The sequence below is a fragment of the Polyangiaceae bacterium genome (assembly GCA_020633235.1).
Classification (GTDB): domain Bacteria; phylum Myxococcota_A; class Polyangia; order Polyangiales; family Polyangiaceae; genus JACKEA01.
Genome location: JACKEA010000002.1, coordinates 1,387,439 through 1,405,785 on the forward strand (window position 1 = coordinate 1,387,439; position 18,347 = coordinate 1,405,785).

At 66.8% G+C, this 18,347-nt stretch carries 13 protein-coding genes; 6 read left to right on the forward strand and 7 right to left on the reverse strand.

Going from position 1 to position 18,347, the window contains the following annotated elements; genetic code table 11:
- Positions 1-15 precede the first annotated feature (15 nt).
- Both H6717_16680 and H6717_16685 read left to right on the forward strand, forming a co-directional pair.
- Positions 16-567 (forward strand): hypothetical protein, encoded by a 552-nt coding sequence (locus H6717_16680; protein ID MCB9578665.1) that lies wholly within the window; start codon positions 16-18, stop codon positions 565-567.
- The gene (locus H6717_16685) at positions 564-1,058 is read left to right on the forward strand and encodes a hypothetical protein (protein ID MCB9578666.1); all 495 of its coding nucleotides are present in this window, start codon (positions 564-566) and stop codon (positions 1,056-1,058) included. The genes H6717_16680 and H6717_16685 overlap by 4 nt, the downstream gene beginning before the upstream one ends.
- On the opposite strand, the gene H6717_16690 is transcribed toward H6717_16685, so the two are convergent.
- Entirely contained in the window at positions 1,042-2,040 is a 999-nt protein-coding gene (locus H6717_16690; protein ID MCB9578667.1) for an alpha/beta hydrolase family protein, read from the reverse strand. The two genes, H6717_16685 and H6717_16690, sit on opposite strands and share 17 nt — an antisense overlap.
- Before the next feature lie 47 nt (positions 2,041-2,087).
- Here H6717_16690 and H6717_16695 point away from each other — a divergent pair, with 47 nt between their 5' ends.
- Positions 2,088-5,696, forward strand: coding sequence for a protein kinase (locus H6717_16695; protein ID MCB9578668.1), 3,609 nt, complete (start codon positions 2,088-2,090; stop codon positions 5,694-5,696).
- Here the strand turns inward: H6717_16695 and H6717_16700 are convergent.
- The gene (locus H6717_16700) at positions 5,665-6,552 is read right to left on the reverse strand and encodes a tetratricopeptide repeat protein (protein ID MCB9578669.1); all 888 of its coding nucleotides are present in this window, start codon (positions 6,550-6,552) and stop codon (positions 5,665-5,667) included. The genes H6717_16695 and H6717_16700 overlap by 32 nt on opposite strands.
- Positions 6,549-7,364, reverse strand: a complete 816-nt coding sequence (locus tag H6717_16705) for an NAD(P)-dependent oxidoreductase (protein ID MCB9578670.1) — start codon at positions 7,362-7,364, stop codon at positions 6,549-6,551. Before H6717_16705 ends, H6717_16700 begins: the two co-directional genes overlap by 4 nt.
- An 85-nt stretch (positions 7,365-7,449) precedes the next feature.
- Between H6717_16705 and H6717_16710 the strand changes: the two genes are divergently transcribed.
- The gene (locus H6717_16710; GenBank protein MCB9578671.1) at positions 7,450-9,705 is read left to right on the forward strand and encodes a S46 family peptidase; all 2,256 of its coding nucleotides are present in this window, start codon (positions 7,450-7,452) and stop codon (positions 9,703-9,705) included.
- A 60-nt stretch (positions 9,706-9,765) separates the two neighbouring features.
- Here H6717_16710 and H6717_16715 read toward each other — a convergent pair whose 3' ends face one another.
- On the reverse strand, positions 9,766-10,164 hold the full coding sequence (locus tag H6717_16715; GenBank protein ID MCB9578672.1) for a DUF779 domain-containing protein: 399 nt from the start codon (positions 10,162-10,164) through the stop codon (positions 9,766-9,768).
- Positions 10,136-11,656, reverse strand: a complete 1,521-nt coding sequence (locus H6717_16720) for an aldehyde dehydrogenase family protein (protein ID MCB9578673.1) — start codon at positions 11,654-11,656, stop codon at positions 10,136-10,138. The genes H6717_16715 and H6717_16720 overlap by 29 nt, the downstream gene beginning before the upstream one ends.
- Positions 11,657-11,833: 177 nt before the next feature.
- Between H6717_16720 and H6717_16725 the strand changes: the two genes are divergently transcribed.
- Both H6717_16725 and H6717_16730 read left to right on the forward strand, forming a co-directional pair.
- Complete coding sequence (locus tag H6717_16725; GenBank protein ID MCB9578674.1) at positions 11,834-13,747, forward strand: sigma-54-dependent Fis family transcriptional regulator; 1,914 nt, start codon at positions 11,834-11,836, stop codon at positions 13,745-13,747.
- Positions 13,748-13,825: 78 nt separating this feature from the next.
- Positions 13,826-14,641, forward strand: a complete 816-nt coding sequence (locus tag H6717_16730) for a hypothetical protein (protein ID MCB9578675.1) — start codon at positions 13,826-13,828, stop codon at positions 14,639-14,641.
- A gap of 1 nt (position 14,642) precedes the next feature.
- Here H6717_16730 and H6717_16735 read toward each other — a convergent pair whose 3' ends face one another.
- On the reverse strand, positions 14,643-15,182 hold the full coding sequence (locus H6717_16735) for a DUF427 domain-containing protein (protein ID MCB9578676.1): 540 nt from the start codon (positions 15,180-15,182) through the stop codon (positions 14,643-14,645).
- Between the two features lie 41 nt (positions 15,183-15,223).
- Positions 15,224-18,346: an efflux RND transporter permease subunit gene (locus H6717_16740; protein ID MCB9578677.1), complete on the reverse strand. Its 3,123-nt coding sequence runs from the start codon at positions 18,344-18,346 to the stop codon at positions 15,224-15,226.
- Between the last annotated feature and the right edge of the window lies 1 nt (position 18,347).

Below are 18,347 nucleotides of genomic sequence, written 5' to 3' on the forward strand. Positions count from 1 at the left end.
CTCTATGCTCGCGTCATGTGGTTCCGAGCCGGACTTTTCACGGCCCTGCTGCTTCTGTCCGCGTGTATGCCGCGGCGGACCGACACCCAACATCCAGCCGTGTGCGAGGGGGATTCCACCCAGGCGTTGAAGCCGGTGAGCGACGCGGAGCTGGTCGCGGCGGCGCAGGCGAGCACGCAGGTGGTGCGGGCGCGGCTCTCGTTCACTGGCACGCTGGAATCCAACGGCGCGCGCTACCGTTATGCCATCGCGGACGTGGTGGAGGTGTTGCAGGGCAGCCTGGCCAGCGCAGGGCCCAAGCTCGCGGAAGAGCTGCCGCTGTGGGCGCCGGTGAACGCGGCCAGCCCGCTGGAGCAGCTCATGTGCCGCGAGGGCGACACCTTCGTGTTCCTGCTCAGCGTGCCGGACGAGAGCGCACCGCCGGACGGCGGCGTGCCGGAGCCCGTGGCTCAGGTGTACGGCCAGCACGCGGTGGCGCTCCACGCGGTGCTCGGCGAGCACGAGCTCGGCCGGCTGGACAGCGTGTTGAAAACCGCGCCTCCCCGTGCCACATCCCCGAGCCCATGACCCGCACCGTCATCGTGCTCTTCAGCCTGCTCGTGGTCACCTCCGGCTGCGACGGCCTGCGCAAGAAGCTGTTCGAGAAGAAGGCCTCGGAGGCGGCGGGCAGCGAGGTCACGGTGGACGAGAAGGGCCGCGTGAACCTCAAGGCCACGGACGACGCCGGCAGCCAGACGCAGGTGCAGTTCGGCGAAGGCACCACGCTGCCCGCGGACTTCCCGAAGAGCGTCCCCATCTATCCCGGCGCCAAGGTCATCGCGGTGGTGAGCATGGGCTCCCGCAAGGACGCCTACATGGTCACGATCGACACCAAGGCCAAGCCCAGCGAGGTGATCGACTTCTACAAGAAGGCCAAGGGCTTCAAGATCGAGTCGGACCTGGCGCTGGGCAAGACCCACATGCTCAGCCTCACGGCGAGCGATGGTCTCGACGTGACCATCAGCGTGACGACCGCCGACGACGGCACGGCGGACGCGCAGATCACGACGACGCGTTGAGACGCTCGAAAGCGTCCACGATCGCGTGGCGGTGTTCGCGCGCCTGAAACAACGCCGCCGTCACGTGACCGGACTCGAGCATGCGCAGCTCGGACCCCGGCCAGTGAGCGTGGAGCGCTTCGCTCTCGGCTGCAGGGACGAACCCATCGTGACGCGCAGCCACCACGATCGCGGAGCGCGGGGAAAGCGGCGCCACGTGGCGTGACAAACGTACGGGCTCGAGACAGCGATCGAAGTGAGCGCGCGCTTCCGCGGCGCTTCCGGCATCTCGCGCCAACGCGGCCCAATCCACCGAGCGGCTGAGGGCGGACTCCATGAATACGGCGCGCGCGCGATCTCCCGCGCCGCGGGGTACGCACGCGACGGGCGCGTTCGAAAGCGCTCCGACGAACGCAGCCATCATCCCGCCCTGACTGTAGCCGCTGACGCCGAGCCGCGAATGGCCCTGGCGCTGGAGCCAGGCGAGCAGCGCCCGAGCTTCGTCCACCGTAGAGAGATTCATGGCGAACTGCTCTTCCACGGTTCTTAGGACCGGGCCGATCTGCCCGCGAGGTCGACGCGATCCGTAGAATGGGTTTTCTAGTGACAGCACGGCGATCCCTGCGCGCACCAGCGGGGCGGCAAACCGCCGTCGGCGCGCGAATCCTTCCTCTCCGGTCGCGGCCAGCAGCACACAAGCGCCACGCGGAGCATGGCGCACAGGGGAGAGCAGCTCTGCTTCGATGAACGCGCTCTCCCGAGGCAAGCGCCGCGCAGCTGGGGATGCGAACCGAAGCCTACGCCGACGCAACAGCCCATGGACACGCTCGCGCTGGCCGAGGAGCTCCGATAGCTCCGGCAACTCCACGTCGCGGTCGTACTCCGCAATCTCGTCGACCCAGCGTCCAAGCCGTGTGCGGTCCCCGAAACCCGAGCGATACAGCTTGATCCGCGGCAGAAGCTGCATGGCGGCTTGGTCTGCCCAGGTGTGGACGAGCGACACTTTCGCCCACTGTAGCAAAGCCGGCTCCGCTATGCTGGATCGTTGGCGTGGCTCGGCAGCGCAAACAGCTCATCGGCGGTCGTTACCGTCTCGACGAGCGCCTTGGCCGCGGGGGCATGGGCTCGGTGTATCGCGCCTTCGACACCAGCCGGAAGCGCACGGTTGCCCTCAAGCTACTGGAACACGCCAAGGACGACGAACGACAGGCCCGAAGCGAGCTACGGTTCCGGCGCGAGTTCGCCACGCTGACGGCGCATCGTCACCCGCGCATCGTCGAGGTCTTCGGCTTCGGAGTCGACCCGGAGGGCCCTTATTACACGATGGAGCTGATGGACGGTGAGGATCTACGACACGTGCGAGATCTGGCCGTCGGTGACGCGGTGAAACTGTTCGCGGACGTGGCGTCTGCTCTCGCGTTCCTGCACGACCGCGGTGTCGTCCATCGTGACGTGGCACCACGCAACGTGCGCTGCACCAAAGATGGTCGCGCCAAGCTGCTCGACTTCGGCGTGGTGGTAGACGCGGGCTACGCCGGCGATCTCGCGGGCACGCCGGGCTACGTGGCACCAGAAGCGCTCTACGGATTGCCCTTGGATGGACGCTCGGACCTGTTCGGCTTCGGTGTGCTCGCGTACTTCGCGCTGACCCATCAGCTGCCGTTCCCCTGCCGCAGCTTCGAAGAGCAGGTCGATGCCATGCGCACGGCACCCGAGCGCTTGTCCAAGCTGCGCCCGGACGTACCAAAAGCTCTCGAGGATCTGATCGGACAGTGTCTTCGTTTGGAGGCCCGCGCTCGGCCATCGAGCGCGGCCGAGCTGCTAGAGCGGCTTTCGGCGATCACACCGCTGTCCGACGTCGTGGCCCGCTTCGAGGCGCGCGGCTATCTGCACACCGCCGCGCTCGTCGGTCGCGAGCAGGAAATGGCCCAGGCGCGGCAGTACGCTGGAGCTGCCTCCCGCGGGCACGGGGCTGCGCTGTTCATGGAGGCCGAGACCGGCGCCGGCAAGTCTCGCTTGCTGCGGGAGATCGCGCTGCAGGCGCAACTCGACGGCTTCTTGGTGGCCACCGCCTCCGCGGAGCTGACCACGCCGCGAGCGTTCGGCGTCGCCGCGGATCTGCTCGCAGCCCTCGCGACGGCGCGTCCGCAGACGGTGCGCCCGCTACTGGAAAGGCGCGCGGACGAGCTCTGTCGCGTGCTCCCGGGCCTTGCGGGTCGTCTGGGCAAAGGGCGCCCCGCCGTGGATCCTGCAGAGGAGCGCATGCGAGTGCTCGCTGCGATCTTCGACCTGATCCAAGAGCTATCTCGCGGCGAGCCGGTAGCGCTGTTCGTGGACGACGTCCAGCGGGCGGATGAAGCGAGCACCATGGCCCTGGCCGCGTTGGCTCGGTCCAGCGACGAGAGTCGGCTGTTCTTGGTGATCTCCAAGCGGAGCGGAGAGCGAGTCCGCGCCCCATTGGCGGTGGAGGCGCTGCTCGAGGCGAGCAGCCAGCAGCTTGCCGTGCGCGGCTTCGACGAAGGCACCATCCTCGAGCTGGTGGAGTCCACCTTCGGCAAGGTGCCTCACGAAAAGCGCCTCGCTGCACTGCTCTACGAAAAGACTGGCGGCAGCCCACTGTTCTGTACCGAGCTGCTTCGCCACTTGGTGGACACGGACGCGCTCCACTACTCCGATGGCCAGTGGCTGCTCGACGCTGAGATCGACCTCGACGAGCTGCCGTCGGGCTTGGCTCAGACCATCGAGACACGACTGAATCAGCTCGATGAGCCCACCCGCCGGGTGGCAGAGGTGCTCGCGGTAGTAGGTGGCGAGATGCCCCTCGAGCTGTGCGTTCAGGCCGGCGCGAACGAGGGCGAGGCTTTCGAAGCCCTCGATGCGCTGTCGCGTCAAGGCACGCTCGTGGGCGACGGGCAAAGCTACCGATTCCGGCACGATGCCTGGCGTGAAGCACTGATCCGCAGTCTCTCGGAGAGCGAGAAGCGCACGCTGCATCTTCGCATCGGAGAGTATTTCCTGTCTGCTGGGCGGCGGCGGGAAGCCGGCTTCCACCTGTACGCCGCGGGAGACGACGCGCGCAGCGCCGCTCTGCTCGAAGAAGTGGGCACGGAGCTCTACGACGCCCAGGCCCTCGCGGATTGCCTCGAGCCACTGGAATCCGCGCTACGAGCCCTGCAGCGCTCCGGTGCACCGATCACACGCATGATGCACTTGCAGGTGATGCTCCTGTCGGCGGGGTGGGTGGTGGATCATCGTGTCGGGGGACGTTGGGCGGCACCGGCCATGATCGCCTACAGCCGCCAGGCCGGACTATCGATGGCAGCACGCCTCCGGCCGCTACTCGGCAAGCACTTGGCGCTCAGCTTCGGGGTGACCCTCGCCGTGCTGCGCTGGTTGCTCACTGGAGCGCGGGGACCCAACCCGCTGGCCGCGCTCACCACATTCGCCTTCACGCTGGGGTATGCGTGCGGCCTGGCCAACGCCAAGAACCGTTTGGAGGAGCTGGAATCGTTGGTCGCGTTGTCGGAGCCCCTGGGCATCTTCAAGAAGCGAGTTCCCTACGCGACCTACCTCGCGGCCCACGCCTTCCCCCAGATCCTCCTCGGGCATCTGGAGCACGCCGCGCGCAATCTCACCACCTGCCTGGGCATCATCCAGGAGGATCACCTGTCGCCGGCCACCGAGACCCAGCGGCGCTTCGCCGAGACCGCTGTGCGCGGTCTGCGTGCGCTGGTCGACGTGAACCAGTTCGAGCCGCGCCTCGAGGAGGATCTCACTCGCCTGGACGAGATGGGCTTCCGCTACTACCAGCTCGTCGCCAATACCACGCGTATCGTGGCCTACCGCTATCGGGGGGAAGAATCAAAGGCGACCGAGCTGGAGGAAGCGATCGAGACACAGTGCCTGGAGCTCGGGTCTTGGTCCACCGACGTTCAGGCGTTGCTCTTCGCTCATCCCGCCTACGCCCTGTGCAACGACGTGTTGGGCCTCAAGCGGAGCCTGGCAGCGCTCACGCACTGGTCGCGTGAAGGCTTCAGCTTCGAAGCCCGCATCGTGGTCACCCGCGCGGAGTATCAACGGGCGAGAGGTCGTCCAGAGCGCGGTTTGGAGGCTCTGCGCCAACTGTGTGACGAGCTCCAAGAGCGCGATGCCCTGATGCAGCAGTGGGCCCGCTCGGCCTTGGCGGAGTGCGCCTTCGCGGCGGGCCACTTGGGGGAGGCGGAAGCCGCCGCGCGGGAGGTCCTCCGGCGCGGGGATGCGCCAGGGCAACGAGTGGTGCTTCCCTACCTCCGCGTCCACCGTGTGCTGGGCCTGTGCTTGGCCAAGGCGGGAGAACCGGAGCGCGCGCTGGAGGTCATCGATCGTGGTCTTCGCATGGCGGAGGAGCGCGAGATCCCCCCGCTGGCCGGCGCGCTACACGTGGCGCGCGCGCGAATCGCCCGGGAGTCTGGAGACTCCCTCGCCTTCGAGGTCGCCCGCGCAAAGGCGTCCGAGTGGCTAGAACCCACCAAGAACTCCTCGCTGCTGCGCCTCTTGGACCAGCTTTCCGACAGCTGGAGCGAAGACCGGGGAGAAGTCTTGGAAGCAGCGTCCAGCACGACGTCCGAGGTCACTCGAGTAGCAGACGTCAGAAGCGCCCAGTCACGCCGATCTCGGTAGTCGCTCCACTGGTGTCGTCGTCGATCATGATGAGGTACACGGCGCCGGAAGCGCCGAGGGCCGCCGCGCTGACCCAAGCGATATTGGTCCACAACCGGTATTTCGCCGCGCGGTCGCGGGCGCTCTCGCTGGTGTGCCCGGAGGCGTCGAACTTGTCCCGCGCCCTGAGCGCCTCGATGCCGAGAACGGTGGCCGTGCCCGCGGCCAGGGCGGCACCGCCCAGGGCTAGGTAGCCGAGCGTGCGATCCGGCGGCTCGCCGGCGCGGTCCTTGGGCTTGCTGACCGTGTGCTGGGGCACCGCCTCGGGATCGCGCTCCGAGCTGTTCGCTTCCACCAGCACCACCGTGGTCTGCCCGGCTTCGGCCACCACCCGCCGCACCACCCACACGCCGCTCACGAGCTTCACGTCGATGCGATGCTTGCCCGGGCTCAGGTAGAACACCGCGGAAGAGTCGTGCACCAAGAAGGGCGCCGAGCGGATGGTGGCGCCCTCCGGCGCGCCCACCTCGATACGGCCCACGGAGGAACCGAGCTCGTCCAGCCGCTTGCGCGCGTCCGCTCGGGCGCTGTCCCCGAGCTTCATCTCGAGCGCCAGCGAGTACGCCGTCGCCGCACGACCGAGATCCCCCGCGAGCTGCCAGGCAAGCCCCGCGTTGTACAGCGCGGCCGCGTGGGGGCGAGCGCGGTATGCCTCGTAGAACGCGTCCGCCGCCTCTTCGTGCTGCCCGGCCTGGAACAGCGAGAGGCCCTCGTTGAACTTCTCGCCCGGGTCGGGCTTTTTCGCGCGCGCCGGCTCGCCGAGCAGACAAAGCACGGCAAACACGCAGAAGATTCGGAGCAGCGAGGGCCGGGTCACACGAAGAAGTCCGGGAGCAGCTCCTGCCCCGGAACATTGGCGTACTGGTCGAAGTCCGTGACCCCAGCCTCCCTCAAGACGGTCTCGTCGATGCAGAAGTTGCCGCTGTAGTCCACGCCCTTGGTCAGGATCGCGTAGGCGGCGTCCGCCATGATCTCGGGCTTGCGACAGCGCTCCATCGCGTCTTCTCCACCCAAGAGGTTCTGCACGGCAGCGGTGGCGATGGCGGTGCGCGGCCACAAGGCGTTCACGGCGATCTCCCCCTTGAACTCGTCCGCCATCCCCAGCACGCACATGCTCATGCCGAACTTGGCCATGGTGTACGCCACGTGAGGGCCGAACCAGCGCGCCTCCATGTTGAGCGGCGGCGAGAGGTTGAGGATGTGGGGGGTGGCGCTCTTCTTCAGGTGCGGGATGCACGCTTGCGAGCACAGGAAGGTGCCGCGGGTGTTGATTTGGTGCATCAGATCATAGCGCTTCATCGGCGTGGACAGCGTGCCCGTGAGGCTGATGGCGCTGGCGTTGTTCACCAAGACGTCGATGCCACCGAAGGTGTCGACGGTCTTCTTGACCGCCTCGAGGACCTGCTCCTCGAAGCGAATGTCGCAGATGCAGGCGAGGCCCTTGCCGCCGGCTTTCTCGATCTCTTCCACAGCGCTGTACACCGTGCCCGGCAACTTGGGATTCGGCTCCGCGGTCTTGGCGACCACCGCGACGTTGGCGCCATCTTTGGCCGCTCTGAGCGCGATGGCGAGCCCGATCCCTCGGCTGGCGCCGGTGATGAACAGCGTCTTTCCCTGGAGATTCGGCATCTCGTGCTCCTTCCGAGGCGGAACCGGACCCTACCCCAGCGCGGGCGCCTCCGCGACACGTTCCCACCGTGATATGCGCGGAGCCATGCTGTCGCGCCGAACTCTCCTTTCTCTTTCCCTGTTGCTCGCGAGCTGCGGCCCGAGCGCCGCGCCCCCGCCGGCCGCACCGGCCGTCCCAGCTCCCGCCCCTGCCCCTGCGCCGGAGGCGAAGGCCGGATACGAAGATCCTGGGGGCATGTGGGTGCCCCGACAGCTCCTCGAGCAGTCCGATCAACTGAAGAAGCTCGGCCTCGCCATCGACCCCGCGGCGTTGGCGGACCCGATGGCGTACCCGCTGGGCGCCGTGGTGAGCCTGGGCGGCTGCTCGGCGTCCTTCGTCTCGCCCGACGGATTGATCGTGACCAACCATCACTGCGCCACCGGCGCGCTGCAGTACAGCTCCACGCCCAAGGAGAACTTGCTCGAGAAGGGCTATCTGGCCAAGACCCGCTCCGACGAGAAATGGAACGGCCCCTCGGCTCGGGTGTTCGTCACGCAGGCCTTCACCGACGTCACCGAGCGCGTGCGCAAGGGTCTCGAAGCCATAAAGACCGACGAGGCCCGCTACGACGCCATCGAGAAGCGCGAAAAGGAGCTCATCGCCGAGTGTGAGAAGAAACCAAACGTGCGCTGCGAGGTCGCGGAGATGTTCGGCGGCGGTCAGTTCCTGCTGATCGAGCGCCTGGAGATCCGCGACGTGCGCCTGGTGTACGCGCCGCCCTCGGGCGTCGGTAACTTCGGCGGCGAGATCGACAACTGGCGCTGGCCACGCCACGCGGGGGACTTCTCCTTCTTGCGCGCCTATGTGGGCAAGGACGGCAAACCGGCGGACCACGCGGCGGACAACGTGCCCTTCAAGCCGCGGATGCACTTGAAGCTCGCCACGAGCCCGCTCTCCGCGGGGGACCTGGTGTTCGTGGCGGGCTACCCCGGCCGCACCTATCGCCTGTACACCGCGGAGGAGACGAAGGAAGCGGTGGAGTGGCACTACCCGAAGCGCATCGCCCTGTTCGAGCAGTACCTGGCCATGCTGGAAGCGCTGGGCAAGGACGACCCGGACGTGAAGATCAAGGCCACGCCCTTGAGCCGCGGGCTCTCCAACGCCCTCACCTACACCAAGGGCGCATTGGAAGGGCTGACCAAGGGCGGCGCGCTGGCAGAGCGCGAGAAGCGCGACCAAGAGCTCGAGCAGTGGATCGAGGGCGAGACTGGGCGCAAGCAACACTACGGCAAGGTGTTCTCGGATCTCGAGCGTGTGTTCGAAGAACGGCGTCGCACGCGGGATGCGGACTTCGCTCTGTGGGAGCTGGTGCGCTTGAGCGGCCTGGCGGACGCCGCGACCACCATCGCGCGCATGGCGAGCGAACGCAAAAAGCCCGACGCCGAGCGCGATCCTCGCTACCAGGAGCGCAACTGGAAGAACCTGGAGCAAGCGCAAGAGGCCCTGGACAAGCGCTATTCGGCCAAGCTCGAGGCCGGGCTCATCAGCCTGGCCCTGGAGCGCGCGACGAAGCTCTCCGACGCGAAGATGCGCGATCAGATCCTGGGCGCCTTCGTCGAGAAGAAGAACCCGACCCAGGAAGACATCGACAAGGCCGTTCAGGGCGCTCTGGCCAAGACCAAGCTCTCCGACGCCAAGGCGCGGGTGAAGCTCCTGAAGACGGCGACCCCGGCGCAGATCAAGGCCAGCCGGGACCCGCTGCTGCAGGCCGCGGCAAAGCTCACGCCGCTCTTGCTGGACATGGACAAGCGAGAGCACGCCCGGGATGGCGCGCTGGCGCTGGTACGCCCGCTGTACGTCGCCGCCCTGAAGGAGAAGACGCCGGGACCGCTGGCGCCGGACGCCAACGGCACGCTGCGCGTCACCTACGGCACCGTGCGCGGCTACAAGCCCACGCCGAGCGCGAAGACGTACGAGCCCTTCACTCGAGTGGAGGGCATCGTGAAAAAGGCGACCGGCAAGGATCCCTTCGACGCTCCGGAAAAGCTCCTGACCCTGGTGAAGGAGAAGAAGTTCGGCCCCTACACCGACCCTGCGCTGGGCTCGGTGCCCGTGGACTTCCTGGCAGATCTCGACATCACCGGAGGCAACAGCGGCTCCCCCACCCTCAATGCCCGCGGTGAGCTCGTGGGGCTCGCCTTCGACGGCAACTACGAGGCCATGGCGTCGGACTGGTTGTTCATGCCCGACATCACGCGCTCCATCCACGTGGACCTGCGCTACGTGCTGTGGGTGATGGACGCGGTGGGCGGCGCCGACGCGCTGCTCCAGGAAATGGGCGTCAAGCCCGCCATCCCTTGAGGCCAGCGCGCCGCACCAACATGAAAAGAATGATGTTGGTGCGGCGCGAAGCCCGTCTCGTCACGTCGCTTCCAGCGCCGCGATCTCGGCGTCGTCGAACACCCGCGATCGCGTCAAGAAGCGCACTCCCATGGGAGCCTCCAGGGAGAAGCCCGCGCCGCGGCCGGGAACCACGTCGATGATCAGCTGGGTGTGCTTCCAGTATTCGAACTGCGCCCGGCCCATGTACACCGGGCAGCCTTCCACCTCGCCCAGGTGCACGTCCTGAGCCCCGGTGCGGAAGTCGCCCTCCGGGTAGCACATGGGCGCGCTCCCGTCGCAGCAGCCTCCGGACTGATGAAACAAGAGCGGCCCGTGCTGCTCGCGAAGCTCTTTGACGACTTCGCGAGCAGCGTCCGTGATCTCGACTCTGTTGGGCTTGGCCACGAGATCAGAAGAAGCCCATGGGCTTCGGGTCATAGCTCACGAGCAGGTTCTTGGTCTGCTGGTAGTGGTCCAGCATCATCTTGTGGGTCTCGCGGCCGATACCGGACTGCTTGTAGCCCCCGAAGGCCGCGTGCGCGGGATACAGGTGGTAGCAGTTGGTCCACACGCGGCCAGCCTCGATGGCGCGACCGGCTCGGAAGGCCATGTTGGTGTCGCGGGTCCACACGCCGGCGCCCAGGCCATACAGCGTGTCGTTGGCGATGCGAATGGCGTCGTCGTAGCCGTCGAAAGAGGTCACGCTGAGCACGGGACCGAAGATCTCCTCCTGGAAGATGCGCATCTCGTTCTTGCCCTCGAACACCGTGGGCATCACGTAATAACCGCCCGAAAGGTCGCCGGAGAGCTTGGCCTGCTCGCCGCCCATCAGCACCTTGGCGCCTTCCTTCTTGCCGATGTCCATGTAGCTCAAGATCTTCTCGAGCTGGTCGTTGGAAGCCTGCGCGCCGACGGTAGTAGCGGTGTCCAGTGGGTTACCGGGTACGTGCGTCTTGGCGCGCTCCACGGCGCGACCGAGGAACTCCTGGTAGAAGCTCTTGTCGATCAGCGCGCGGGACGGACAGGTGCACACCTCGCCCTGGTTCAGGGCGAACATGCCGAAGCCCTCCAGGGCCTTTTCCGCGAAGTCGTCCTGCTTGGCGAACACGTCGGCGAAGAAGATGTTGGGCGACTTGCCGCCGAGCTCCAGCGTCACCGGGATGATGTTCTCGGAGGCGTACTGCATGATCAGTCGCCCAGTGGTGGTCTCGCCGGTAAACGCCACCTTGCGGATGCGTGGGTTCTGGGCGAGCGGTTTGCCGGCCTCCACGCCGAAACCGTTGACCACGTTGAGCACGCCGGGGGGCAACAGATCACCTACCAGCTCCATGAGCACCAAGATGGACGCCGGCGTCTGCTCCGCAGGCTTGAGCACCACGCAGTTGCCCGCAGCCAAGGCCGGCGCGAGCTTCCAGGCAGCCATCAAGATGGGGAAGTTCCACGGGATGATCTGGCCCACCACACCGAGCGGCTCGTGGAAGTGATAGGCGACCGTGTTCTCGTCGAGCTCCGAGATGGCGCCCTCTTGCCCGCGAATGCAACCCGCGAAGTAGCGGAAGTGATCGATGGCCAAGGGCATGTCCGCGGCCAGCGTCTCGCGCACGGGCTTGCCGTTGTCCCAGGTTTCGGCGACGGCCAAGAGCTCCAGGTTCGCTTCCATGCGATCGGCGATCTTGTTCAAGATGTTGGCGCGTTCCGTCACGCTGGTCTTGCCCCAGCGCCCCTTGGCGGCGTGCGCTGCGTCCAACGCGCGCTCGATGTCTTCCGACGTGGAGCGCGGGATCTCGCAGAACGGTTTGCCGGTGACCGGCGAGATGTTCTCGAAGTAGTTCCCCTTCATGGGAGGTGACCATTCCCCTCCAATCAGATTGCCGTAGCGGCTCTTGAAGCTGATTTTCGAGTCCGTTTGATTCGGCTTGGCGTAGATCATGGCTCCTCCTGTGCGTTGGCCGGAGCAGCTGAAGCAGAAAGCACACCAAGAAAAAGCGTCGTGATCTCGCGTCCTCGCTGCTTCGGATGCGTCGCGTCGTGTAGCGTCCTGCAACACGACGCGACGCGGCGATACGCGTGGCGTGACCCGCTCGGGGGTTGGTGCGACACTCTTCGGGTGCTGCTCCTCGAAGCGCCGCTCGAGCTGGGCGAAAGATTTCAAGCCGGCACCGTCGGCGGCGCACGGGAGTACCCGGTCATCAGCCGCTGGACGCGGTCCGCTGCGCTCGGCGTGGACCCGAGCTCGTCGGCGTTTCCGGCGGGCACGGGGTCGTCGGATCTATCGGATCGTCGCGCGCGCCTGGACGCGGTGCTGCACGAGGCCCGCGGCTTGGTGGACACGCCGGCCTTCGCCGACCGCGGGCTGGTGTCCATCGTTGCCGATCCCGATGGCGTGATCGTGATGGATCACGGGGGTGGAGACTTTGCCGATGGCGCCGCCCGCGTGCGGTTGGTGCCGGGAGCCTGCTGGGACGAAGGCACCCGCGGGACCAACGCGATCGGCACGGCCATCGCGGAGCGCGCGGCGGTGGGGGTGATCGGGCCGGCGCACTTCGAGCGGCGCAACGCCGGACTGTTCTGCTTCGCGAGCCCGGTGTTCGACGCCCATGGCGAGCTCGCTTGCGTGCTGGACGTGACGGGAAGGCTGGAACGCCACGATCCGTCCATTGGCGCCACCGTCGCGCTGATGGCGAATGCACTGACGGCCGCGCTTCGGCGCCAGGCGCTGTCGTCGGGAGGTGCGTTCTCGGTCATCCAGCGGTTGGTGCACCGTTCTTCCGGCGCAGCGCTGGTGGTGGAAGCGGACGGCGCCATCCGCGTCGCCAATCGACCGGCGCGCACGTTGCTCGGCGTGAGCGAAGGAGATCCTGGGCTCGACTGCCAGCACGTCTTCGGCCTCAGCTACGCGGAGCTTTCCGAGCTGGCGCGAACGGGGCAGCGGGCCCGTTTCGAGACCCCTTGGCAGACCTTCGGCGTGGAGCTGGATCCGGTGCTGGGAGCGGACCATCGCTTCTTGGCGGTGGTCGTGTACCTCGAGCAGAGCAGCAAGCAGAGAGCGTCCCGGGTCATCGAGCGCCCGCGCTCGCGGCCTCCGCAAGCGCCCCATCATCCGGCCTTCGATCGCGTGCTGGGCAGCGATCCGGAGCTGCTCCGAGCCAAGAGCCTCGCTGCGCGTTTCGCGGCCACGCCGCTGCCGGTGGTGCTGCTCTCCGAAACTGGGACCGGCAAGGAGCTGTTCGCCCGCGCGATCCACGAGGCCAGCCCTCGGGCGGCGGGTCCCTTCGTGGCGATGAACTGCGGCGCCGTACCCGAGAGCCTGCTCGAGAGCGAGCTGTTCGGCTTTGCGCCGGGCGCCTTCACCGGCGCGGCGCGGCGGGGCTCGGAGGGCAAGCTCGCCGCCGCGGATGGCGGCACGCTGTTCCTGGACGAGATCGCCGAGACTTCGAGCGGCTTCCAAGCCGCGCTGCTGCGGGCGCTGGACGACGGTAGCTACTTCCGTGTGGGCGAGAGCCGCGCGCGACACGTGAGCTTGCGGCTGGTGTGCGCCACCTGCCGGGACCTGCCGGACCTCGTCCACAGCGGCAAGTTCCGCTCGGATCTGTTCTATCGCATTCATGGCGCCTGCCTGCGCCTGCCGGCCCTGCGCGATCGCACGGACCGCGTGGAGCTGTCCCGGGCGCTGCTCGCCGCCGCGGCCAAGGAACAAGGGCGAAGCGCGCCCGCGTTGGCGGACGACGCCGTTTCCTGGCTCGAATCTCATACATGGCCGGGCAACGTGCGCGAGCTGAAGAGCGCCCTCTGCCACGCGTTGGCGCTGTGCGATGGCTCCACCCTTCGGCGCGAGCATTTTCCCGAGCCGCTGGCGCCCGCGTCGCGCACCGTGGAAGTTGAAGGGCACACCCGCGAGGAGATCCTGGAAGAAGCCGTACGCCAGGCGCTGGACGCGTCGTCGGGGAACGTCAGTGCCGCCGCCCGCATGCTCGGCGTCGCCCGCTCCACGGTGTATCGCATCCTCCGCACGCGGCAGTGAGGTTCCGCGCCGCAGCGACATCCCCCTAAAAGAGAGGCTCGCATGTGTTATGGTGACTCCTTTCTCGTGAGGAGAGCGATGAGATTTCCCGGCTGGTTGTTCCTACCCACCGCGCTGCTCGTGAGCAGCCCGGTCCTTTCTGCACCCAAGTCCAAGAAGGTGGCGACCACGCAGGCGACCGCCGCCAAGGCAGCGGCGGGACCCGCCGTCCACGTGCTCTCGGACCTGTACGTGGCTCGCCTGCTCAGCCGGCAGCTGGCGGCGTACAAGCAGTCCCCAAAGACTCGCGCGCGAGCCTTGAACCTGCTTCAACAAGCCTTGACCAAGGCTCACGGAGTGTCGAGCAAGCACTCGCAGCTGGCGGTCGCCCGCGCGCGCATCGCCAAGGCCAGCGCACTCTTGAAGGCGGCGAAGGCCGCCCCCACGAAGGCGAGAGCACTGAAGCTCCATCAGGCGGTGGAGAGCGCGCTCCAGTCGGCAAGCACGCTCGCCAGCAAACTGGATTCACGAGCCGTGCTGAAGGCGCAGGTCGCAGCGTTGAATGCGCTGATCGGCGAAGACGGCATGGTGGCGAACGGACTGATCGGCGAAGACGGCATGCAGCCCGCCGCCAAGAAGGGCGGGGCCATGGCCTTGGTCGGTGAAGACGGCCTGATCGGCGAAGAGGGTCTGATTGGCGAAGAGGGTCTGATCGGCGAAGACGGCCTCGTCGCGAGCATCGGAAAGCTCTCCGGATCCGTCGGAAAGCTGAAGGCCAGCTCCGTCCAGCTGAAGACGGCAGGGAAGCAGCTTTCCAGCGCGCTGCACTCCAAGTCCGCCGTGAATCATGGCGCTTCTCTCGCGCGGCTGCGGAAGCTGAACCTGCAGCTCGCGGGTCAGCTCGAAGGGCTTTGATTCAGTAGTCGCCCTTGAACGGGCCGGCGAGCTCCGGCGTGATCCAACCGCCGTAGAAGCCGCCGGCCTGGGGGCGCACGCGTTCGCCGCCGACGGAGCAAGCGAAGGGCGCCGGGTAGAACGCCAGGTAGCCGGCGATCGCCGAAAACTCCTGGAAGGGGTGATCGTACGACCACGCGGCGGGGCTCACCCGGCGCTCCCCCGAACGCACGTCCCAGTGCGTCGCCTCGCCCTTCCACTCGCAGCGCGAGCGGGGCCCGCTCTCGACCAACAGGTCCATGCGCACGTCCGCTCGCGGAACGTAGAAACTCGGTGGATGCGACGTCTCGAGCACGCGCACCGCGCGAGTGCTGTCCACCAACACCACGCCGCCCAGGCGCACCAACACGCGGCGGGCATCCGGCTCCAGGCGCGGCGGCCGCGGATAGTCCCACACCGACTCCTGTCCCGGCCCCGGCGTGTCGGCGAAGGCCGGCCGCCGTTCCCCCGTGTGCTCCCACTGCGCGCGGCCTCGGCGTGCCCAACTCGGGAGTTCATTCATGGGCCATGTGTGGGGCCTGGGGGCTCAGATCGCCATCCCGGTCACTCGGCAGCCGCGACGTCGGGAGCCGAACCGTGCTTCGTGTGGCGTACCACGAAGGCTCGAAAACGGTCTCGCAGCCCGGCGAGCACGTCGTACAGGGTCGGGATCACCAGCAGGGTCAAGAGCGTGCTGGTGACCACGCCACCGATCACGGCGCGGCCCAGGGGCGCACGAAAATCCGCGCCCTCTCCATAGCCCAGAGCGACCGGCAGCATGCCGGCAACCACGGCGAAGGTCGTCATCAAGATGGGCCTGAGGCGTGTGGCGCCGGCTTCGATGATGGCCTGCTCTCGGTCCATGCCCCCCTCCTCGCGCCACTTGGCAAAGTCGATCAGCAGGATGGCGTTCTTGGCTACGATGCCCATCAGCAAGATCACGCCGATCAAGCTCATCAGGTTGACCGTGGTGCCCGTGATCAACAGCGCCAGCATGACCCCGATGAGAGAGAGCGGCAGGGACGCCATGATGGCGATCGGATCCAGGAACGAACGAAACTGGATCACGAGCACCAGGTACATGAGCACGATGGCCACGGCGAGGGCGAGCGCCAGACGCCCGAACACCTCGTGCTGGCTCTCCGTCTCGCCGCCCTGGCGCACGGTATAGCCGGCGGGCTTGTCTATCCGCTTCACCCGGGCGTTGATGTCACCAACCACGGCGCTGAGCGGTCGCTGTTCGGTGTTGGCCCCAACGGTGATGACGCGCTTTCGATCCAGGTGGCTCACTTGCGCGGGTCCCTTGCCGAGCTCGATGCGAGCTACTTGGGACAGCGGTAGCGTTTCCGGTGTCCCGTTCGGGCTGGGGACGACCAAGGGCAAGGTCCTTAGATCCTGTTCCGTGGCGCGAGCCTCGGGCGAAAGCCGCACCCACACGTCGCGGGTCTCGCCGCTCGGGTCCACCCAATCTCCAGCATCGATACCCGCGAACGCCGGGCGCAAGGCCTGTGCCACCTGTCCCACGCTGAGGCCCATGTCCGAGGCCAAGCGACGGTCCACCTCGATCTCGAGCTCGGGCTTCTCACCCTTGGTGGACAGTCCCACGTCCACGGCCCCTGGCACTCGCTTGACCGCCTTCTCGATGTTCAAGGCGAGCTTGGACAGAACGTCGACGTTGGCGCCTCGCACCTGTAGTTGGATGGCCTTCTGATCTCCGAACATGGCGGTGGACAAGGCGACGTCCGTAGCGCCGAGCGTCTGCATCCGGTTTCGAAGCTGCCGCGCGACCTCGCGCTGCGAAAGACTGCGCTCACCCTTGGGAACCAGGCGCACGTACACGCTCGCCTCGTCGATGACGTTTCCTTCGCTGCCGACGGACGTATAGGTGTACTTGACGTCGTCACGCTCACGCGCCATCCGCGCAGCCCGCTCGGCGATGCTCTTGGTGAAGTCGAGCGACGATCCCGGTGGCGTCTCGAGCTTCAGCGTGAACTCCGAGCGATCTTGCGGCGGCAAGAACTCACTGCCGACGAGCCCAGTGGCGGGAACCGCCAGCGCCAGCGCGAACGTCGCCACGGCAATCAATCCAGTGACTAGGCGATGGCGCAGCGCCCAGGCGATCACGTGTTGGTATCGCTGCGTCTGGCGATCCAGCATGCGGTTGAAGCCCTCCAGACGCCGGGCGAAGAACCCCTGCTGCTTGGACTCCAGGGATGGATCCGGCCAGTGCGCCGAGAGCATGGGGTCGAGGGAGAACGAAACCAACAGCGAGACCAGGACCGAGCAAGCGATGGTCAGAGCAAATGGGGCGAACCACTGCTGCGCGACGCCACCCATGAACGCGACCGGCACGAACACGACGACGATCGAGAAGGTGGTTGCCGCCACCGCAAGTCCGATTTCCGCGGTTCCTTCCCGGGCCGCCGTCAGGTGGTCCTTGCCCAGCTCCATGTGACGCACGATGTTCTCGCGAACCACGATGGCGTCGTCGATGAGGATGCCGATGGCCAGTGAAAGGCCCAGTAGCGACATCGTATTCAGAGTGAAGCCAAACGCCCATACCGCGATGAAGGACGCCAGTACGCTCACGGGCAGCGCCAATCCCGTGATCACGGTAGAACGCCAGGAACGCAGGAACACGAACACGACGAGCACCGTCAAGATCGCCCCTGCCAGCAGCGCAAGCTGAACGTCGAACACCGAATGGGACACCCGATCGCCGGCGTCGCGCACAAGGTCGAGGCGCGTCGCCTTCGGCAGCGTGCTGCGCAGCTCGGAAAGACGCCCCTTGATGTCGTTGCTGACGCTGGTGGTGCTGTATCCCTTGGACTTCAAGATGTCGATGCCCACCGCAGGTTTTCCATCGAACAGCGCCAAGGAGCGCGCTTCCTCGTGGCCGTCTTTGACCGTGGCCACATCGCCCAGGCGCACCACGGATCCGTCGGAATGGCCGACGACGATGTCCTCGAAGTCTTTCGGGCCCTCCAAGCGACCCATCAGTCGGATGCTGTGCTCCTCGAGCTTCGTCTTCACGTTGCCCACTGGCGCCGCTAGATTCTGCGCCTCCACCGCCTGCACCACTTGGTGTACCGAAGTCCCGCTCGCTGCCAGAGCGTCGGGGTGTAGCTCCACCGAGAGATCGCGTTCAACTCCGCCCACGAGCTTCACGTCGGCGACACCCGCTATGCTTCTCAGCTCGCTCGTTAGACCCGGATCCGCCAGACGAGTGAGCTGGTCGGGCGGTAGTGAGTCGGAGGAGAGCGTCAGCGAGACAATCGGGAGATCGTTCGGATCGAAACGCTCGACCACGGGCTCCTTCATCTCGGGAGGCAAGTCTCGCCGCGTCTCGGAAATCTTGTCCCGCACGTCCTGCGTGGCTTGGTCCAGGTCCTTTTGGAACAGAAACTCGATGATGATGAGCGCGTAGCCGTCGCGAGATTGCGAGTGGATCTTGTCCACGCCACTGATGGACGCAAACGACTCCTCTAGCGGGTCGGTGACCTCTCTTTCCACGTTCTCTGGAGACGCGCCCGGGTACGGCACGGAAATGGTGACCACCGGCGGGTTCACTTCCGGGAACTCGTCCGTATCCAACACCACCAGGGCCGTGGCACCGAAAACCACCAGCGCGAGCATCAGCACGGTGGTGACGACGGGATTGTCTATGGCGAAGTTGCTGACCCACATG